Below are 14291 nucleotides of genomic sequence, written 5' to 3' on the forward strand. Positions count from 1 at the left end.
TACTTTTTTGAGAAAATATTGAATTAATAAAATCCAGAGACATCCATTTGGTCGTAGGTAGGGCATTGTAAAGAATTAATCCAACATAAATTATTCAAAATGAAACGTACTAAAAGACTATTCAATCACAGTTCATTATTATTCCTGGCGGGAGCATTCTTGTTTGCCGGATGTGGGGATGATGATACCACAGATATGGAGCCTGAAGAACAAATGCCCTCTGGTATGCTGACAGTTTCCAGTCAGACAATTTCTCAGAATACCATCAGGGTGTCCAATGTCAATTTCGACAGTAAGGGATGGGTGGTAGTGCATGCCAGTAATGAAGATGGTACTCCAGTGGTGCCTGGTATCATATCTCAGCCGCTCCTCGTGGAGGCCGGGTCACAGAACGATCTGGAGCTTACGCTTACCGAGGTGGATGACCTTATGGATGGCGACAAACTCTGGGTGATGCTTCATACAGACGATGGTATTGAAGGCACCTATGAGTTTGATGGAGCCAATGGCTTTGATGGACCCATACTATCCAATGGAAGCATAGTCATGACAGACATTACAGTGTCTGCCCCGGATATTACCGCATCAAATCAGGTGGTGAACGAAAACTGGGTAACAATAGGTGAGGTGAAAGCGGCTGTAGATGGCTGGTTGGTCATTCATGCCGACAATGGCAGTGGTGCACCCGGGCCGGTTTTGGGTCAGACCATGGTTTCGGCTGGTATAAACAGTGATGTTGCCATCGATTTGGGTGATGCAGTTTTCGCCGGTGGTGAAATGCTTTTCCCAATGCTCCATGTAGAAAGTCCTGCCGACGGGATGTACGGTTTTCCAGAAAATGGTGACGGTCCAGAGGTTTTTGCCAATGACGTAGTAGTTGTGGGAATAGAGACTCTCGCCCCTACTGGGAGTATTTCAGCAGTAGGGCAGGTTGTACAGGGAAATATGATTACGGCCAGTGAGCTGACGCTTAATGCCACTGGTTGGGTAGTGGTGCATGCCAGCAATGCTACTAAGGATGGTCCGGAAGTACCAGGGATAATTTCCACTCCGGTACAGCTCCCGGCTGGAACTAACTCAGATGTGGCCATAGAACTGAATAGTGATTTTGCGCTAAGTGCCGGAGATGTGATCTACATTATGCTCCATACTGAGAATGGAGTTATTGGTGAATATGAGTTTGATGGAGCCAATGGCTTTGATGGCCCTATCACTACAGCTCCGATTACTTTGGAAGCTCCTTCGGGTTCGTTCATGGCCAGCAATCAGGTGGTGTCTCAAAACACACTGATGGTGGAGAGCATTACAGTGGGGCAACCCTCCTGGGTGGTGGTACATAGAGACAATGGTGCCGGTTCATTCGTAGCACCGGGGATTATTTCTAATCCTGTAGCTATAGATGCTGGAACCACAGAAAATGTAGCGATCACCTTTAAGGATGATGAGCCCCTATCTGATGGTGAAACCCTATGGATCATGCTTCACAATGAAAGCGGAACCATTGGTGCCTATGAATTTGACGGAGCAAATGGTTTTGACTTGCCGATCACATTTAGTTCGATAGAGATAGAGGCTCCATCAGTTATGGTGTCTGATCAGATTGTCATGAACAATATGGTGACAATAGACGAAGTGAAGGCCGGAGTAGATGGTTGGATTGTGATCCACGAAGACAATGGCAATGGAGGACCAGGGCCGGTACTCGGTCAGACATTTGTCAATGCAGGAAGCACAAGTGATGTGATGGTGGATCTGGGCAGTGCCACAGTAGCTGCTGGTGATAAGCTGTTTCCAATGCTTCACATAGAAAGCCCCGCTGATGGTGAATATGGTTTTCCGGATAACGGAGATGGTCCTGAAGTGTTTAATTCAGATGTGGTAGTAGTGTCATTTACCGCCCTCTAAAGAATAGGTTGGTTTTAGGATTATTTTGTAAAAAAGGACTGCATTTTGTGGTCCTTTTTTTGTGCTCCATGGGGTGAAGTCTCCTGAGCCGAAAAAGAAATACTAACTTTAGGGCTGAGGAGCGGCACCCACCTTGAGCATGTGGCAACCCCTGATTTCAGCTTGGTGCCTCTTTGTTAGCAACAGACTTATCTAAAGAAAAACCCATGAGATACGGCCAAATAGATCATCAGCTTTTTGTAGAGAACCGGAAGAGACTTGTTTCAAGGCTAAAGCCACATTCTGTGGTGATCATCCACTCCAATGACATCATGCCCACCAATGCAGATGGTACGATGAGTTTTAAGCAAAACTCGGATCTATTTTACCTCACAGGAGTGGATCAGGAAGAGTCTATCTGTATTCTAGCTCCGGATTTTCCGGATGAAAAAATGCGCGAACTCCTTTTCTTGAGAGAGACAAATGAGGAAATAGCCATTTGGGAAGGGCATAAACTGACCAAGGAAGAGGGTCAGGAGATTTCGGGTATTCAGAACATTAAATGGAATCAGGATTTTGAAAAAATGCTCTATACCATTTTGGCTGAGTCTGAACATATCTATTTGCCAACCAATGAGCACATCAGGAATGCTTCGGTAGTAGAGACGGCCAACGACCGGTTCATCAAGCAGTGCATGTCCCGGTTCCCACTTTATAAATATGAGCGGTTGGCACCCATCATCTATGACTTGCGCACCATCAAGTCTGGCATAGAGACTAAGCTGATAGAGCATGCCTGCCACATTACGGAGCAGGGATTCAGGAGAATTTTGGAAACGGTGAGCCCCGGAGTGTGGGAGTATGAGGTAGAGGCGGAGTACGCCCATGTTTTTCTTTCTAACCGTTCACGGGGGTTTGCCTACACACCAATTATCGCTGGAGGAGCCAATGCCTGTGTGCTTCATTACATTGAAAACAACCAACAGTTGAAAGACGGGGACCTGATGCTGATGGACGTGGGCGCTGAATATGCCAACTATAATGCTGATATGACCCGCACCATTCCTGTGAACGGACGCTTCACCAAGAGGCAGCGGCAGGTGTATGATGCAGTGCTCAGGGTGAAAAATCAGGCTACTGAGCTGCTCACTCCGGGCAGCGCTATTCCTGAGTATCATAAGGCTGTGGGGGCTCTCATGGAAGTGGAGTTAATAGAACTTGGTCTGATAGATAAGACTGATGTGAAGAATCAGAACCCTGACTGGCCAGCTTATAAGAAGTATTTCATGCATGGTACATCTCACCACCTGGGCCTGGATGTACATGATGTGGCATCTATATATAAGAAATTTGAGCCGGGCATGGTCTTTACCGTGGAGCCTGGTATTTATATCCGCGAAGAGGGGATTGGTATCAGGCTGGAAGATGATATTCTTATCACCGAAAACGGGCATAAAAACCTGATGAGAAATATTCCTATCCACGCTGAGGAAATTGAGGATTTGATGAACGAAAGCCGAAAGAGCTGATGCAGGTGGTGGTTCGCTCTGGTACGATAGAGGAGGCCATTCAGATTCAGGAGCAGATCCCTGAGTTTGAAAATGGATATACCGCAGCAGAATATACCAACAGGCTTTTGGGCGGCGAGTCCGTCATTCTGATCGCTGAGATCGCCGGGAAGTTGGCGGGATTCAAGGTGGGCTATGACCGGTTTTTAGATGGAAAGGTCTTCTATAGCTGGATGGGTGGTGTTGTGCCTGCATTTCGGGGGCAGGGCGTTGCCAAGATACTGCTACAGAAAATGGAGGTTTGGTGTAAGCTGAAGGGGTACAGATCTTTAAAGTTCAAAACACGTAACAGTCACCGCTCTATGATTCATTTTGCCATCCACCAGGGTTTTAATGTAGTGGACTTTGAACCACAGCCAAATCCTGATGATTCTAAAATTTATTTTTCAAAAGAGTTATGAGCATTTATCAATCAGACAAAGCGCCCGAGCCTGTAGGCCTGTATCCCCATGCTCGCAGAGTGGGCAACCTCCTGTTTTTATCTGGTGTAGGCCCCAGAGTGAAAGGGAAGAAGGAAATTCCGGGTGTTACCCTCAATGATCAGGGTGAAATTGTGGCGTATGACATAGAAGCCCAATGTCATTCTGTTTTCAACAATGTGAAAGACATTCTGGAAGCATCCGGTGCCGGATGGAGACATCTGGTGGATGTTACCGTTTTTCTTACCAATATGAAGGATGATTTTGGTACCTTTAACCGAATTTACGCAGAGTACTTTGAAGAGGTGCAGCCCTGCCGCACTACAGTGGAGGTAAACGCCCTACCTACACCCATAGCCATAGAGCTGAAGTGTATAGCAGCATTGGACTTCTGAAAATTTGCATTTTTTCCCTTTTTATACCTGTTGGCTGCCAAAACTGCATGAATTATCCCCTGCATGTGCGGCCTAATGTTGGATTTACTTTAGTTTTGAGCAAAATCAAAAATCAATGAGTTTAGAATACAATACCCAGCGTCCTCATCTTACGTTGAGAGAGTACGGCCGAAACGTGCAGAACCTGGTGAAGCATCTGAAAGCGACCGACGATAAAGAAAAGCGCAACAAATATGCTGCCCTGATTGTGGAATTGATGAAAATGATCAATCCAGAGTTTAGCAAAGATGCCAGCGAATACACGCAGAAGGTGTGGGATGATCTATTCATCATATCTAAGTTTGACCTGGATGTGGAAAGCCCTTTTCCGATTCCTGAATCAACCATCCTGGATCGTAAGCCGGATCGCATGCGTTATCAGGCCAATGAAATCAAGTTTCGCCACTATGGCAGAAATATTGAAATCCTGATCAACAATGCCATCGCATTGGAAGACCCAGAAGAAAAAGAAGCGGCCATCGTGGCCATTGGTAAGCTCATGAAGTCTTTCTACCTGACCTGGAACAGAGACAATATTGAGGATGAGCAAGTGCTTAAGAACATCAAACAACTGTCTAAAGATCAGCTGGATATCGATATAGAAAAGGTGAAGGCCAATGGTCTTTTCGATAGCAGTGAGCGCAAGGAGCGATCATTTGATAATAACAACAGAGGTCAGCACCAGGGCCAAAACCAAAACAGAAACCGCAACAATAATAACAAGGGCGGTAAAAGAAATTTCTCCAACAAACGCAGAAGAAACAACAACTAAATGGCTTCATTTAGAGTGAAGGGAGGCAACCGCCTCAAAGGAAGCATCGTTCCGCAAGGAGCCAAAAACGAAGCCCTACAGATTATTTCGGCTGTATTGCTCACCTCAGAGCCAGTACATATTCATAAGATTCCTAATATTCGGGATGTCATCAAGCTCATAGATCTGCTGGCAGACTTGGGTGTGCAGATAGAAAAGACTGACGAAGAGTCTTATCGGTTCACAGCCAAAGACGTGAACCTGAAGTTTTTGGATACTGAAGACTTTAAGGAAAAGGCGTCATCACTCAGGGGATCGATCATGATTCTGGGGCCACTGCTAGCCAGATATGGCACTGGCAAGATGCCACGTCCGGGCGGAGACAAAATTGGCCGAAGGAGGCTGGATACTCACTTTGTGGGCTTTCAGAAGCTGGGCGCTCAGTTTGATTATGACGCAAAAAACTCATTTTATACTGTAAGCGGGAAGCTCAAGGGCACCTACATGCACCTGGATGAAGCATCTGTCACCGGTACAGCCAATATCATCATGGCGGCTGTGCTGGCTGAAGGGCTTACTACCATCTACAATGCTGCATGCGAGCCTTATATTCAGCAGCTATGCAACATGCTGGTACGCATGGGAGCCAGGATTGAGGGAATTGGAAGTAACCTCCTGAAAATAGAAGGGGTGGAATCTTTGGGTGGCACGGATCACACCATGCTCCCGGATATGATTGAGATAGGGAGTTTCATTGGTCTGGCAGCAATGACCAGGTCAGAAATCACCATCAAGGATGCCAGAATCGATATGCTAGGGATTATCCCTGACACCTTTAGAAGATTAGGAATTAAACTGGAATTCAGAGGAGATGATATCTACGTGCCTGCACAGGAGCATTATGAGATTGAGTCTTTCATAGATGGGTCGATCCTGACCATCGCGGATGCTATATGGCCCGGCTTCACTCCCGATCTGCTCAGTATTGTGCTGGTGACAGCCACTCAGGCTAAGGGTACGGTACTTATCCATCAGAAAATGTTCGAAAGCCGACTCTTTTTTGTTGATAAATTGATCGATATGGGGGCTCAGATTATACTTTGTGACCCACACAGAGCCACAGTGATCGGTCTGGACCGGGCATTTGACCTCAAGGGCATTAGCATGACCTCACCCGACATCAGGGCCGGAGTATCATTGCTGATTGCTGCTTTGTCGGCGGATGGTACATCCACTATCCACAATGTGGAGCAGATAGACAGAGGCTACCAGTTTATCGACAAGCGATTGAAGGCACTGGGTGCTGATATTGAACGGTTCTAAAAATCCTAATGCATACAAAAAACGCCGTGAGTCCCCTCACGGCGCTAATCAACCAGCTTTAAGAAGTTTCTGAACAGAAACTGAAGTACTTATGTAAAGCCTGTGGCTTCTGGATTTCTTGGATGGATAAAATATTGAAATTTCTGTCAGAAGTTTACCCGGGTCTTCTTCGACTTATCACAGAATCTATTTTATAATGCAAAAAAATACCCTGAAGGTTGATCCGTTCAGGGTATGATTTTTCAATGCTATTGTCTACCGATCAGGACTCTCCATACACCTGCATAGTGGAGAGTGTAGGGCTTTCAGCTCCTCCCGACTGTTCGATCGTCACGGCAAAGGCATCAGCTTTGGCAATGTTTTTCATGATCTGGAAGGTACCATCTGAAGCATCAAACACACCAGCATCCACCGGCACCCCATCTATGAGGGCCCATAGTTGATACTGCTGGTTTTGAGGGAGCTGAGCCAGATTGGCCGAATTCAGGTACACTTCCTCCTCTGTAGGGTTCCAGTAGATAACTGCTTTAGCATCAGCTGCATTGTCGGTTCCGTTCAGGATGATCCGACTGAATTCTGGACTTACCAGTACCGCCAGGTCTCCCCGGATGCCTGTAAGCTCCTGGTTTACGCGCTGATAGCTTTCTGCCATTTCGATATTCCGTGCAGTGAGTAGCGCGAGACGACTGTCTGTATCTTTCCACTGATTCCAAAAATAGAAAGCTGAGAGGGCTGATATTAAGGCTATGGTAATGCTTGCCGCCATCAGGTATCTGGAGCCGCCACTGCTTTCTCCCGGACTGTGTATGTTTTTGATCACAGTGTCGTTTTGCATGACCAACTTTTTTACCGCTGGTGAGGGAGCGATGGAATGGTGAAAAGCCACCAACTCCAGTGTTTTTTGCAGGTCGAAATATTCACGTCTGATCTGCTGATCGGAAGCGATGTGCGTTTCTATCTCTTGTGCCTCATCCGGGCTTAGTTCACCAGTGATGTAGGCTGCCAGGTACCCGTCCGTTAATATTTCTTGCTTATTCAAAATCTTTACTCAGTTTTAATTTGATGTCTTTCAAACAGTTTCTAAGCCTGGTTTTTACGGTTCCCAAGGCCATGTCCTCATTCTTGGAGATTTCTGCATGGGAGTACCCCATGAAGAAGTTCAGCTGAATGAGCTTCTTGCACATCTCACCTATTTCACTTAAAACTCCTGACAATCCAATGTAGTCTTCTTCAGCGTTTGACGAAGATTCAAACATATCTACGAAGCCTGTGATGTCATCAGATTTATCTGCGGTTTTAAAGTCCTTAGACCGGCGTGCATCTATGGCCCGGTTTCTGGCAATGCGATACATCCAGGTGAAAAGAGTGCCCTTGCTGGCATCATAGCTTTCTATTTGATCCCAAATCTTAATGAATACATCGTGCAGGGTTTCTTCAGCTATTTCTGTGTGCTTGAGTGTGCGATAGATGATCCCGTAGAGAGCGTCAGAGTAGTGTTCGTAGAGATAATCCATGGCTGTTACATCTCTGTTTCTCAGCCGCTTTACCAGTAGGGTGTTGAAGTCGATACTTTTGGTCAAAATTTTGAATAATTTAACGTTTAAGTTATCAAAACTTAGATTCAATCTTAATGTTCCGAAAGGTTTTTGTTTTCCTGCTCGTATTGATCATCGCCCTGAGCGCTTTGATGGTGATGAGTTCAGATGAATCTACTGTGCTGTTATCATCAAGGATCAATGGGGTGAGTCTTGTTAATCCACATTTCGTGATCGATTCGGCACAAATGAATGCTGTTCGGAGGGTGAATGGGGACTGGGTGGCAGTGATCCCTTTTGGTTTTAGCCGGGAAAATGAGCCGGAGGTGCATTTCAACCATGAGCGACAATGGTGGGGGGAGCGGCTGGAGGGAGCGGAGGAGCTGATACGGCTGGCACATGCCTGCGGTCTCAAAGTAATGCTGAAGCCACATGTATGGCAGCGGGGTAGTTGGATTGGTGAATTTGACCTGGACAGTGAAGAAAAATGGAAAATTTGGGAAGCACACTATAGGGAATACGCCATGGCCTATGCCAGGCTGGCTGAGAAAATGCAGGTAGAGCTGTTTTGCATTGCCACGGAGTATAAGGTGGCAGTGGTGAAACGGCCGGCATATTGGAGTCAGCTTATTCAGGACATTAAAAGGGAGTACCATGGTCAGCTCACGTATGCAGCCAATTGGGATAACTATGAAAATGTCCCGTTTTGGGATCAAATGGACTATATCGGAGTGGATGCCTATTTTCCACTGGTGCATGAGAAGGACCCGGATGTTGCCACTATCAAAAGGGCATGGGCACCATTGGTCAGGAAGCTACGATCGTTTGGGGCCCTCTACCATAAGCCGATCCTTTTTGCAGAGTATGGATATCAGAGTGCCAATGGAGCAGTAGGTAATCATTGGGAAGTTTCACAATCGGCTGATCAGGTGAATATGGAGCTACAGGCACGGGCTTACCAGGCGCTTTATGAAGTGCTTTGGAAGGAGCCCTGGTTTGCCGGAGGCTTCTTCTGGAAGTGGCATTTTGACGAACGTCATGGAGGACCTCATGATCTGTCTTTTACTCCTCAGGGCAAACCTGCCGAGGCGGTGATTGCCCGGTGGTATGGTACAGGTAATTAGTAGTCCCGGGCGTTGAGTAGTTGCCTGTAGTTGGAGAAAGGAACGATGCCCAATGGTCCTTCGTAGATTCCGGCGTTTCCCCCAATGTCTTTTACCCTTACAGAGATGATGTTTTTACCCTTCCTGTTCAGGAGCTCATTGGGGATGGGGTACACCCTGTACTGATGCCAGGAGTTGGAGTATCCCAGTGGCTTTCCGTCGTTGGTGGAGCCTATGAGTACGCCATTCAGATACGTATGGTCAAAGTCGTCTATTTTGCCAAGTACCAGCATGAGCATGGATTCTTCCTGTAGCTGCGGAGGTAAGATGAATTCTTTTTTGTACCAAATAACCCCCTCTAAGCGTGAGTATTTCATGCTCTTCCAGAAGCTGGGCACCATCATGTACTCCCAATCACTGATGTCATAGTCGTTTTCTTTCCAACGCTCATTGTCTCCCTCCCGAAAGCGCCACAGTCCTTCGATGAGCAGGGTTTTTTCGGGTTCATTTCTGTTGGTGTAGATGCCCACATCGCCTTTGATGATGCCGCCATCCAGTACGGTATCGTAAACCCTCACCGCGATGACATTTTTACCATCCTTATTGAGTAGCTCAGGTGGAATGCGGTATCGCCTGAAAGACTGGTAAGCCGTATAAAACCTAGGAGGGAAAGATCCTGAAAAACCAATCATTTCACCATTGAGAAATACCTGATCTACATCATCGATGTAGCCGAGCACGAGATATAGATGGTTTTCGGATAACCCGCGAAGGTCTATGGTGATTCTATACCAGGCATAGCCATCAAACCCACTAAACCCTTCATTTTCCCAGGGAGATGGCACGAATATTTTCTCCCAGTTATGGTCATCAAAGTCTGGGTTGGCCCACCTGGGATTGTCGCCTATGGAAAAGCGCCATTCTCCACGAAGGTCCACCACCCGACGTAGATCATCGGAGATGCCAACCAGCGGTAAAATGAAAATAAGTAGTGTTATGAAGGATTTCATTTAATCGTTGAAATGTCTATTCAATTATACTGTCTTTAGAATTATTGGTGGTCATCTGGCTGTAAATGATTGTCACTGGTTGTCATAAAAAACAAAAACCTTCCTGAATCAGGAAGGCATTTGTAATAGTATAAAGAAGTATATTTTTAATCTACAGAGACAATTCTTGTAGAGTTATGGTCTGTGAGTTCAAATACAAAGTTTTGAGAATCAAATTGGGATAGATCATACACTCGTGAGAAGTTTTTCATATCCTGATACCTCTCCTTGTATAACACCTCCTCATTAGAGTTGTAGATAGTCAGGAGCAAAGGTAATTTTTCATTTTGTTCTACAGACAGTTCATACTTTTTGTTTTCCAGTGCTTTTACTGAAAGGGTGCTACTTTCTTTTTCAGGTAGTAGCTCTATTTTTTCACTGAATACGCCATACTGATCTGTTAGTTCCAAATAGTAGGTTCCGTTTTCGAGTTTTGAGAGATCGTATGGCTTCATAAAACCACCTTCATTCTTCACCCGATCAGTGTGGATTAGCTTACCCTCATGATCTCTGAGTCGTATTTTGACCACCGAAGATTCACTGTTTACATACAATACTTTGAATATATCACTCTTGCTGGCAATTACTCTTGCCCTGTTTTCATTTGTGCCATCCCCGGCTGCAAAGGCCACACTCATAACTGTTAGGAGTACGGCTGCTGACATTGTTAGTTTTTTCATGATTTTGGAGTTTTGACCTGTTGGTTCGATTGTTCTTGTTTTACAATACAATCATACGGGCTAATCCAGCCAGGTTTGTCACTCTTCAGTCAACGATTGTCACGAAATGTCACCGTTTTGTATATATATGTTCAGTAAAAGTAGATAAACGTTGCGAATATTGAATATGATATCGTTTGTTTTTTATTAATCTGAATATTTGATGGTTAAAAAGGGATATAAGAGGATGGGGGGCTGCTGTCAGTCCAGGGTGATGATTCCGCAAGCCACTTTGGCGTTTGGATGTGTGTGATTATGGGTGTGTGAAGGATCGCACTCGGTGATAAAATCCTCATAAGCTTCATGGATAATGATGGACAACCCAAGGATGTCTCGATGGTCCTGGCTACCCAGTCTCCAAAGATCGGTTTTGATGGTGAAAACCCCGGATCCATCATAGCTGACGCTCACATTACCCACATCGCCGGCCATGGGTTTGGCCCAGGGGATGCCTAGGCTGGTTTCATTACAAAATCGGGTGGTCATGGGTTCTCCAAGATTCCAGTGCATGCCTGGCATTTCGCAGCCACCCTGATGCAGGTGTACCGCATGAATGGTGTTGGGGGGAAAGTGCTCCAGCGCTATAGTGATGGTAACCACACTGTCTTTCTGGCTGAAAGTCGCTTGTCCATAGGGCGCTTCACCGACCAGATAGGTAGAGTCGGTGACAGAGAGCATACCATACAAATAAGCTGTCGCTGTTGTGTCAGGCTGATCTGGTGTCTTGGTATCTTCTTTGCAGCTGACGAGCAGCAAAAGTAACGTGATCAACGGTATGAATTTAATCATCGTCATCTGTGGGCTCATCATCAGAAATGTAGTCGCTCATGTAGCTCACATCTGAGTATTTGCTCTCATAGTCGTCCTTGATCTCGTCTTTAAGGTTGCCATCGTCATCAAAATCCTCATCGTCTTCGATGATTGCTTTGGCTTCTGCCACGGTCATGCGCACCATGTAATACCTGTCGTCGGTTTCAAAGGGCAAAGCCGATACCTTCTTACCCTCCTTATTGTAGAAATGTATCAAAGAATCGTAAAAACCATAGGGATAGGCCAGCTTGATCTGCTCCTGCAGATTCTCATCCAACTTTTCAAAGTCTTTAATTACACGTGGTTTAGAAGGTTGCATTGTTCGAATTTTGGTCGAAAGGTAATAGACGTTTTATAAAATCAAAAGTTCCCCACTTCAACATTTTTGTTTTTTTACAAAATAGAATCAGTTTCATCTCAAACAAGCATTTTGTAACCTGCTCCGTGCACGGTCAGAATGTGTTTGGGGTCATTCGGGTTGAGTTCTATTTTCTGTCTTAATTTCAAAATAAAGTTGTCTACCGTGCGTGTGGTGGGCTGAGTGTCATACCCCCAGACATCTTCCAGAAGCTGGTATCTGCTTACGATTTCATTCTTGTGTTGGTAGAGATAGAGAAGTACCTCATATTCCTTATGAGACATTTTCATCTGACCCTGAGTGGTGTGCCGGGCTTCATAGTGGGTGAAGTCTACGGTGAGGCATCCAATCTGTAGCTGTTCAGGGATTGCTTCCTTTTCCGGACTGACGGCACCCGGTGCCCGGCGCAATACGGCCTTCACCCTGGCAATTAATTCTCTGATGCTGAAGGGTTTGGTGATATAGTCATCCGCACCCAGTTCCAGACCCAGTACTTTGTCTATCTCTTCTCCTTTGGCTGTCAGAAAGATGATGGGGGTCACCACACCGTTTTTCCTGGCTGTTTTACACACATCAAAACCAGACATTTTGGGCATCATCACATCCAGTAAAATGAGATCAAAAATGTCTCCGTCCAGATGATGGAGTGCTTCCACGCCATCTCGGGCCAATATTACCTCAAATTGTTCATACTCCAGATTGTCCTTTAGGCCAATCCGGAGGTTGGGTTCATCCTCAACTACTAATATTTTCGCCATGATTTTCAAGATAAAATACTAATCTAAACGTACTGCCTTTTCCGAGGGTGCTCTCCACCTCAACGTCCCCATTGTGCGCATCCATGATGTGGCTCACCAATGCCAGTCCAAGCCCGGCGCCCTGTGTGGTGTACACATTGCCGTCCGTCACCCGGTAGAACTTCTCAAAGATCTGCTTCACCTTGTCTGTGGCAATCCCGATGCCCTTGTCTTCCACCTCCAGGTACACGGCATTGCCCTTTTGACCAGTTCTGAAGACAAGATTTTTTTCCTGGTCACTGTATTTGATGGCATTGTCCACCAGGTTGACCAATGCCTCATATAGGCCCTCCCGGTCCACAAGGGGTTGAGGAAGGGGTTCTGTGAGTTCACAACTATGCGTGAATCCGTTTTTTTCGATGTGATAGGCATAGTCGTGGACGACCTCCCGAAGAAGTTCGTTGATGTCCGTGCGGGTGGGGGTGTAGGTGCGTTTGTTGGCTTCTATCTGCGAGAAGTTCAGGATCTTATTGACAATATTGGTCAGGCGATTGGTTTCCTTGAGAATGATTTCTTCGTATTCTTTTCGCTTTTCCTGGCTGGGCACCCGATCCAAAAACAAAGTTTCGGCAAACATACTGATGAGTGAGAGTGGTGTTCGGAGTTCATGTGAAACGTTGGAAACAAAATCAGACTTGGTCTGAGCCAGGTGCATTTCCCTTCTGAAGTTTCTTACAACCAGGCTAAAACCAAAGATGAGGAGGGAAATGAGCAGGAGAGAGGAGCCGAGGTTATAATACATGCGCTCTTCCACCAGTTCTTTCACCGTTTTGCTACTGGAACTGATCCCTACTTCCAGGTCAGGAAATAGCCACATGCTTTTCCGAAGGATGACATCATTGGTGAGAGAGTCGGTCAGGTAAACGAGTTGGTTGGTGGCCGAATAACCCAGAGTGATGACCAGCTCGCCCTCAGCAATTTGCTGGAGTTTTGGAGCCAGTACATTATTGGCAAAACCTTCAATGCTTAGGAGACCTGTGAGCTGGATGTCGCCCATTTTGGTATCGAGCACTGCCCGGATGATCTGTTGGTTTTCACCACCAAGTCTGATGGTGCCTATGGGTTCTATTTTGCGGTAACCCCCAGCTTTGTACCTTAGGAGCTGCTCACTCAGTTCGGGATTGACGGCTAGCAGGGAGTCTTGTAGTGCCAGCCAGTTTCTTGGTTTGAGTCGGTCATTTAACACCACTGCCCTGGCCTGAGAGGAATCTGCAGCTTTAAGGAGTAACACATTGAAATTACTGAATGCCAGAAAAGGCTCGGCATCAGAGAGGGTGAGAGAGTCACTCAGGTTGTCTTCCAGTTTATTCAGAATGCTGCTGAGATTATCATCAGAAAACTGATTTACGGAAAAAATAATGGCATTGAGCTGTTCATGATACACTTTTTCTATGACCTCTTCATCTTCGGTGATGGAAGAAATCTCGTATACCGAATACACGATAATTGGCAGCAGAATGGTGCCAATGACAGTGATGATGAGCCTGTTTGCAGCGGATTTCATGGGGTCTAAAGGGCCTAAGATATAAATGTATAACTCA

Annotated in this window: 15 protein-coding genes; 7 read left to right on the forward strand and 8 right to left on the reverse strand. The window is 45.9% G+C overall.

What is annotated here, in order from left to right; all coding sequences use genetic code 11:
• The first annotated feature begins 99 nt into the window (after positions 1-99).
• The 6 genes from ACHKAR_RS11985 (at position 100) to murA (ending at position 6379) form a co-directional block, all read left to right on the forward strand.
• Positions 100-1905, forward strand: coding sequence for a DUF7282 domain-containing protein (locus tag ACHKAR_RS11985; RefSeq protein WP_395417570.1), 1806 nt, complete (start codon positions 100-102; stop codon positions 1903-1905).
• Between the two features lie 206 nt (positions 1906-2111).
• Entirely contained in the window at positions 2112-3413 is a 1302-nt protein-coding gene (locus ACHKAR_RS11990; RefSeq protein ID WP_395417571.1) for an aminopeptidase P N-terminal domain-containing protein, read from the forward strand.
• Entirely contained in the window at positions 3413-3853 is a 441-nt protein-coding gene (locus ACHKAR_RS11995; RefSeq protein WP_395417572.1) for a GNAT family N-acetyltransferase, read from the forward strand. Before ACHKAR_RS11990 ends, ACHKAR_RS11995 begins: the two co-directional genes overlap by 1 nt.
• Positions 3850-4266 carry a RidA family protein gene (locus ACHKAR_RS12000; RefSeq protein WP_395417573.1) on the forward strand — a complete coding sequence of 139 codons (417 nt, stop codon included), beginning with the start codon at positions 3850-3852 and terminating at the stop codon, positions 4264-4266. The genes ACHKAR_RS11995 and ACHKAR_RS12000 overlap by 4 nt, the downstream gene beginning before the upstream one ends.
• Before the next feature lie 115 nt (positions 4267-4381).
• A complete protein-coding gene (locus ACHKAR_RS12005) occupies positions 4382-5077 on the forward strand; it encodes a DUF4290 domain-containing protein (RefSeq protein ID WP_395417574.1) in 696 nt (231 codons plus the stop codon).
• The gene (murA, locus tag ACHKAR_RS12010) at positions 5078-6379 is read left to right on the forward strand and encodes a UDP-N-acetylglucosamine 1-carboxyvinyltransferase (protein WP_159585054.1); all 1302 of its coding nucleotides are present in this window, start codon (positions 5078-5080) and stop codon (positions 6377-6379) included.
• Positions 6380-6641: 262 nt separating this feature from the next.
• Here murA and ACHKAR_RS12015 read toward each other — a convergent pair whose 3' ends face one another.
• Entirely contained in the window at positions 6642-7418 is a 777-nt protein-coding gene (locus ACHKAR_RS12015) for an anti-sigma factor (RefSeq protein WP_395417575.1), read from the reverse strand.
• Complete coding sequence (locus ACHKAR_RS12020; RefSeq protein WP_159585052.1) at positions 7411-7959, reverse strand: RNA polymerase sigma factor; 549 nt, start codon at positions 7957-7959, stop codon at positions 7411-7413. Before ACHKAR_RS12020 ends, ACHKAR_RS12015 begins: the two co-directional genes overlap by 8 nt.
• Positions 7960-8009: 50 nt before the next feature.
• Here ACHKAR_RS12020 and ACHKAR_RS12025 point away from each other — a divergent pair, with 50 nt between their 5' ends.
• Entirely contained in the window at positions 8010-9038 is a 1029-nt protein-coding gene (locus tag ACHKAR_RS12025; protein WP_395417576.1) for a glycoside hydrolase family 113, read from the forward strand.
• Here ACHKAR_RS12025 and ACHKAR_RS12030 read toward each other — a convergent pair.
• The 6 genes from ACHKAR_RS12030 to ACHKAR_RS12055 all read right to left on the reverse strand — a co-directional run bounded on the left by ACHKAR_RS12030 (position 9035) and on the right by ACHKAR_RS12055 (position 14254).
• Positions 9035-10027, reverse strand: a complete 993-nt coding sequence (locus ACHKAR_RS12030; RefSeq protein ID WP_395417577.1) for a beta galactosidase jelly roll domain-containing protein — start codon at positions 10025-10027, stop codon at positions 9035-9037. The genes ACHKAR_RS12025 and ACHKAR_RS12030 overlap by 4 nt on opposite strands.
• 146 nt (positions 10028-10173) lie before the next feature.
• On the reverse strand, positions 10174-10746 hold the full coding sequence (locus ACHKAR_RS12035) for a T9SS type A sorting domain-containing protein (RefSeq protein WP_159585049.1): 573 nt from the start codon (positions 10744-10746) through the stop codon (positions 10174-10176).
• 240 nt (positions 10747-10986) lie between these two features.
• Complete coding sequence (locus ACHKAR_RS12040; protein ID WP_395417578.1) at positions 10987-11556, reverse strand: superoxide dismutase family protein; 570 nt, start codon at positions 11554-11556, stop codon at positions 10987-10989.
• 10 nt (positions 11557-11566) lie between these two features.
• Positions 11567-11914, reverse strand: coding sequence for a hypothetical protein (locus ACHKAR_RS12045; RefSeq protein ID WP_395417579.1), 348 nt, complete (start codon positions 11912-11914; stop codon positions 11567-11569).
• Between the two features lie 98 nt (positions 11915-12012).
• Positions 12013-12711 carry a response regulator transcription factor gene (locus ACHKAR_RS12050; RefSeq protein WP_395417580.1) on the reverse strand — a complete coding sequence of 233 codons (699 nt, stop codon included), beginning with the start codon at positions 12709-12711 and terminating at the stop codon, positions 12013-12015.
• The gene (locus ACHKAR_RS12055; protein WP_395417581.1) at positions 12689-14254 is read right to left on the reverse strand and encodes a sensor histidine kinase; all 1566 of its coding nucleotides are present in this window, start codon (positions 14252-14254) and stop codon (positions 12689-12691) included. The genes ACHKAR_RS12050 and ACHKAR_RS12055 overlap by 23 nt, the downstream gene beginning before the upstream one ends.
• Positions 14255-14291: the final 37 nt, after the last annotated feature.

The sequence above is a fragment of the Marinoscillum luteum genome (genome assembly GCF_044005705.1).
Taxonomy (GTDB): domain Bacteria; phylum Bacteroidota; class Bacteroidia; order Cytophagales; family Cyclobacteriaceae; genus Marinoscillum; species Marinoscillum luteum.

What these genes read in the sequence shown, in the direction of transcription:
- ACHKAR_RS12005 (WP_395417574.1), top strand. Translation starts at nt 4,382, where the DNA reads ATGAGTTTAGAATACAATACCCAGCGTCCTCATCTTACGTTGAGAGAG.
- ACHKAR_RS11995 (WP_395417572.1), top strand. Translation starts at nt 3,413, where the DNA reads ATGCAGGTGGTGGTTCGCTCTGGTACGATAGAGGAGGCCATTCAGATT.
- ACHKAR_RS12045 (WP_395417579.1), bottom strand. Translation starts at nt 11,914, where the DNA reads ATGCAACCTTCTAAACCACGTGTAATTAAAGACTTTGAAAAGTTGGAT.
- ACHKAR_RS12025 (WP_395417576.1), top strand. Translation starts at nt 8,010, where the DNA reads ATGTTCCGAAAGGTTTTTGTTTTCCTGCTCGTATTGATCATCGCCCTG.
- murA (WP_159585054.1), top strand. Translation starts at nt 5,078, where the DNA reads ATGGCTTCATTTAGAGTGAAGGGAGGCAACCGCCTCAAAGGAAGCATC.
- ACHKAR_RS12030 (WP_395417577.1), bottom strand. Translation starts at nt 10,027, where the DNA reads ATGAAATCCTTCATAACACTACTTATTTTCATTTTACCGCTGGTTGGC.
- ACHKAR_RS12035 (WP_159585049.1), bottom strand. Translation starts at nt 10,746, where the DNA reads ATGAAAAAACTAACAATGTCAGCAGCCGTACTCCTAACAGTTATGAGT.
- ACHKAR_RS12055 (WP_395417581.1), bottom strand. Translation starts at nt 14,254, where the DNA reads ATGAAATCCGCTGCAAACAGGCTCATCATCACTGTCATTGGCACCATT.
- ACHKAR_RS11990 (WP_395417571.1), top strand. Translation starts at nt 2,112, where the DNA reads ATGAGATACGGCCAAATAGATCATCAGCTTTTTGTAGAGAACCGGAAG.
- ACHKAR_RS12050 (WP_395417580.1), bottom strand. Translation starts at nt 12,711, where the DNA reads ATGGCGAAAATATTAGTAGTTGAGGATGAACCCAACCTCCGGATTGGC.
- ACHKAR_RS12000 (WP_395417573.1), top strand. Translation starts at nt 3,850, where the DNA reads ATGAGCATTTATCAATCAGACAAAGCGCCCGAGCCTGTAGGCCTGTAT.
- ACHKAR_RS11985 (WP_395417570.1), top strand. Translation starts at nt 100, where the DNA reads ATGAAACGTACTAAAAGACTATTCAATCACAGTTCATTATTATTCCTG.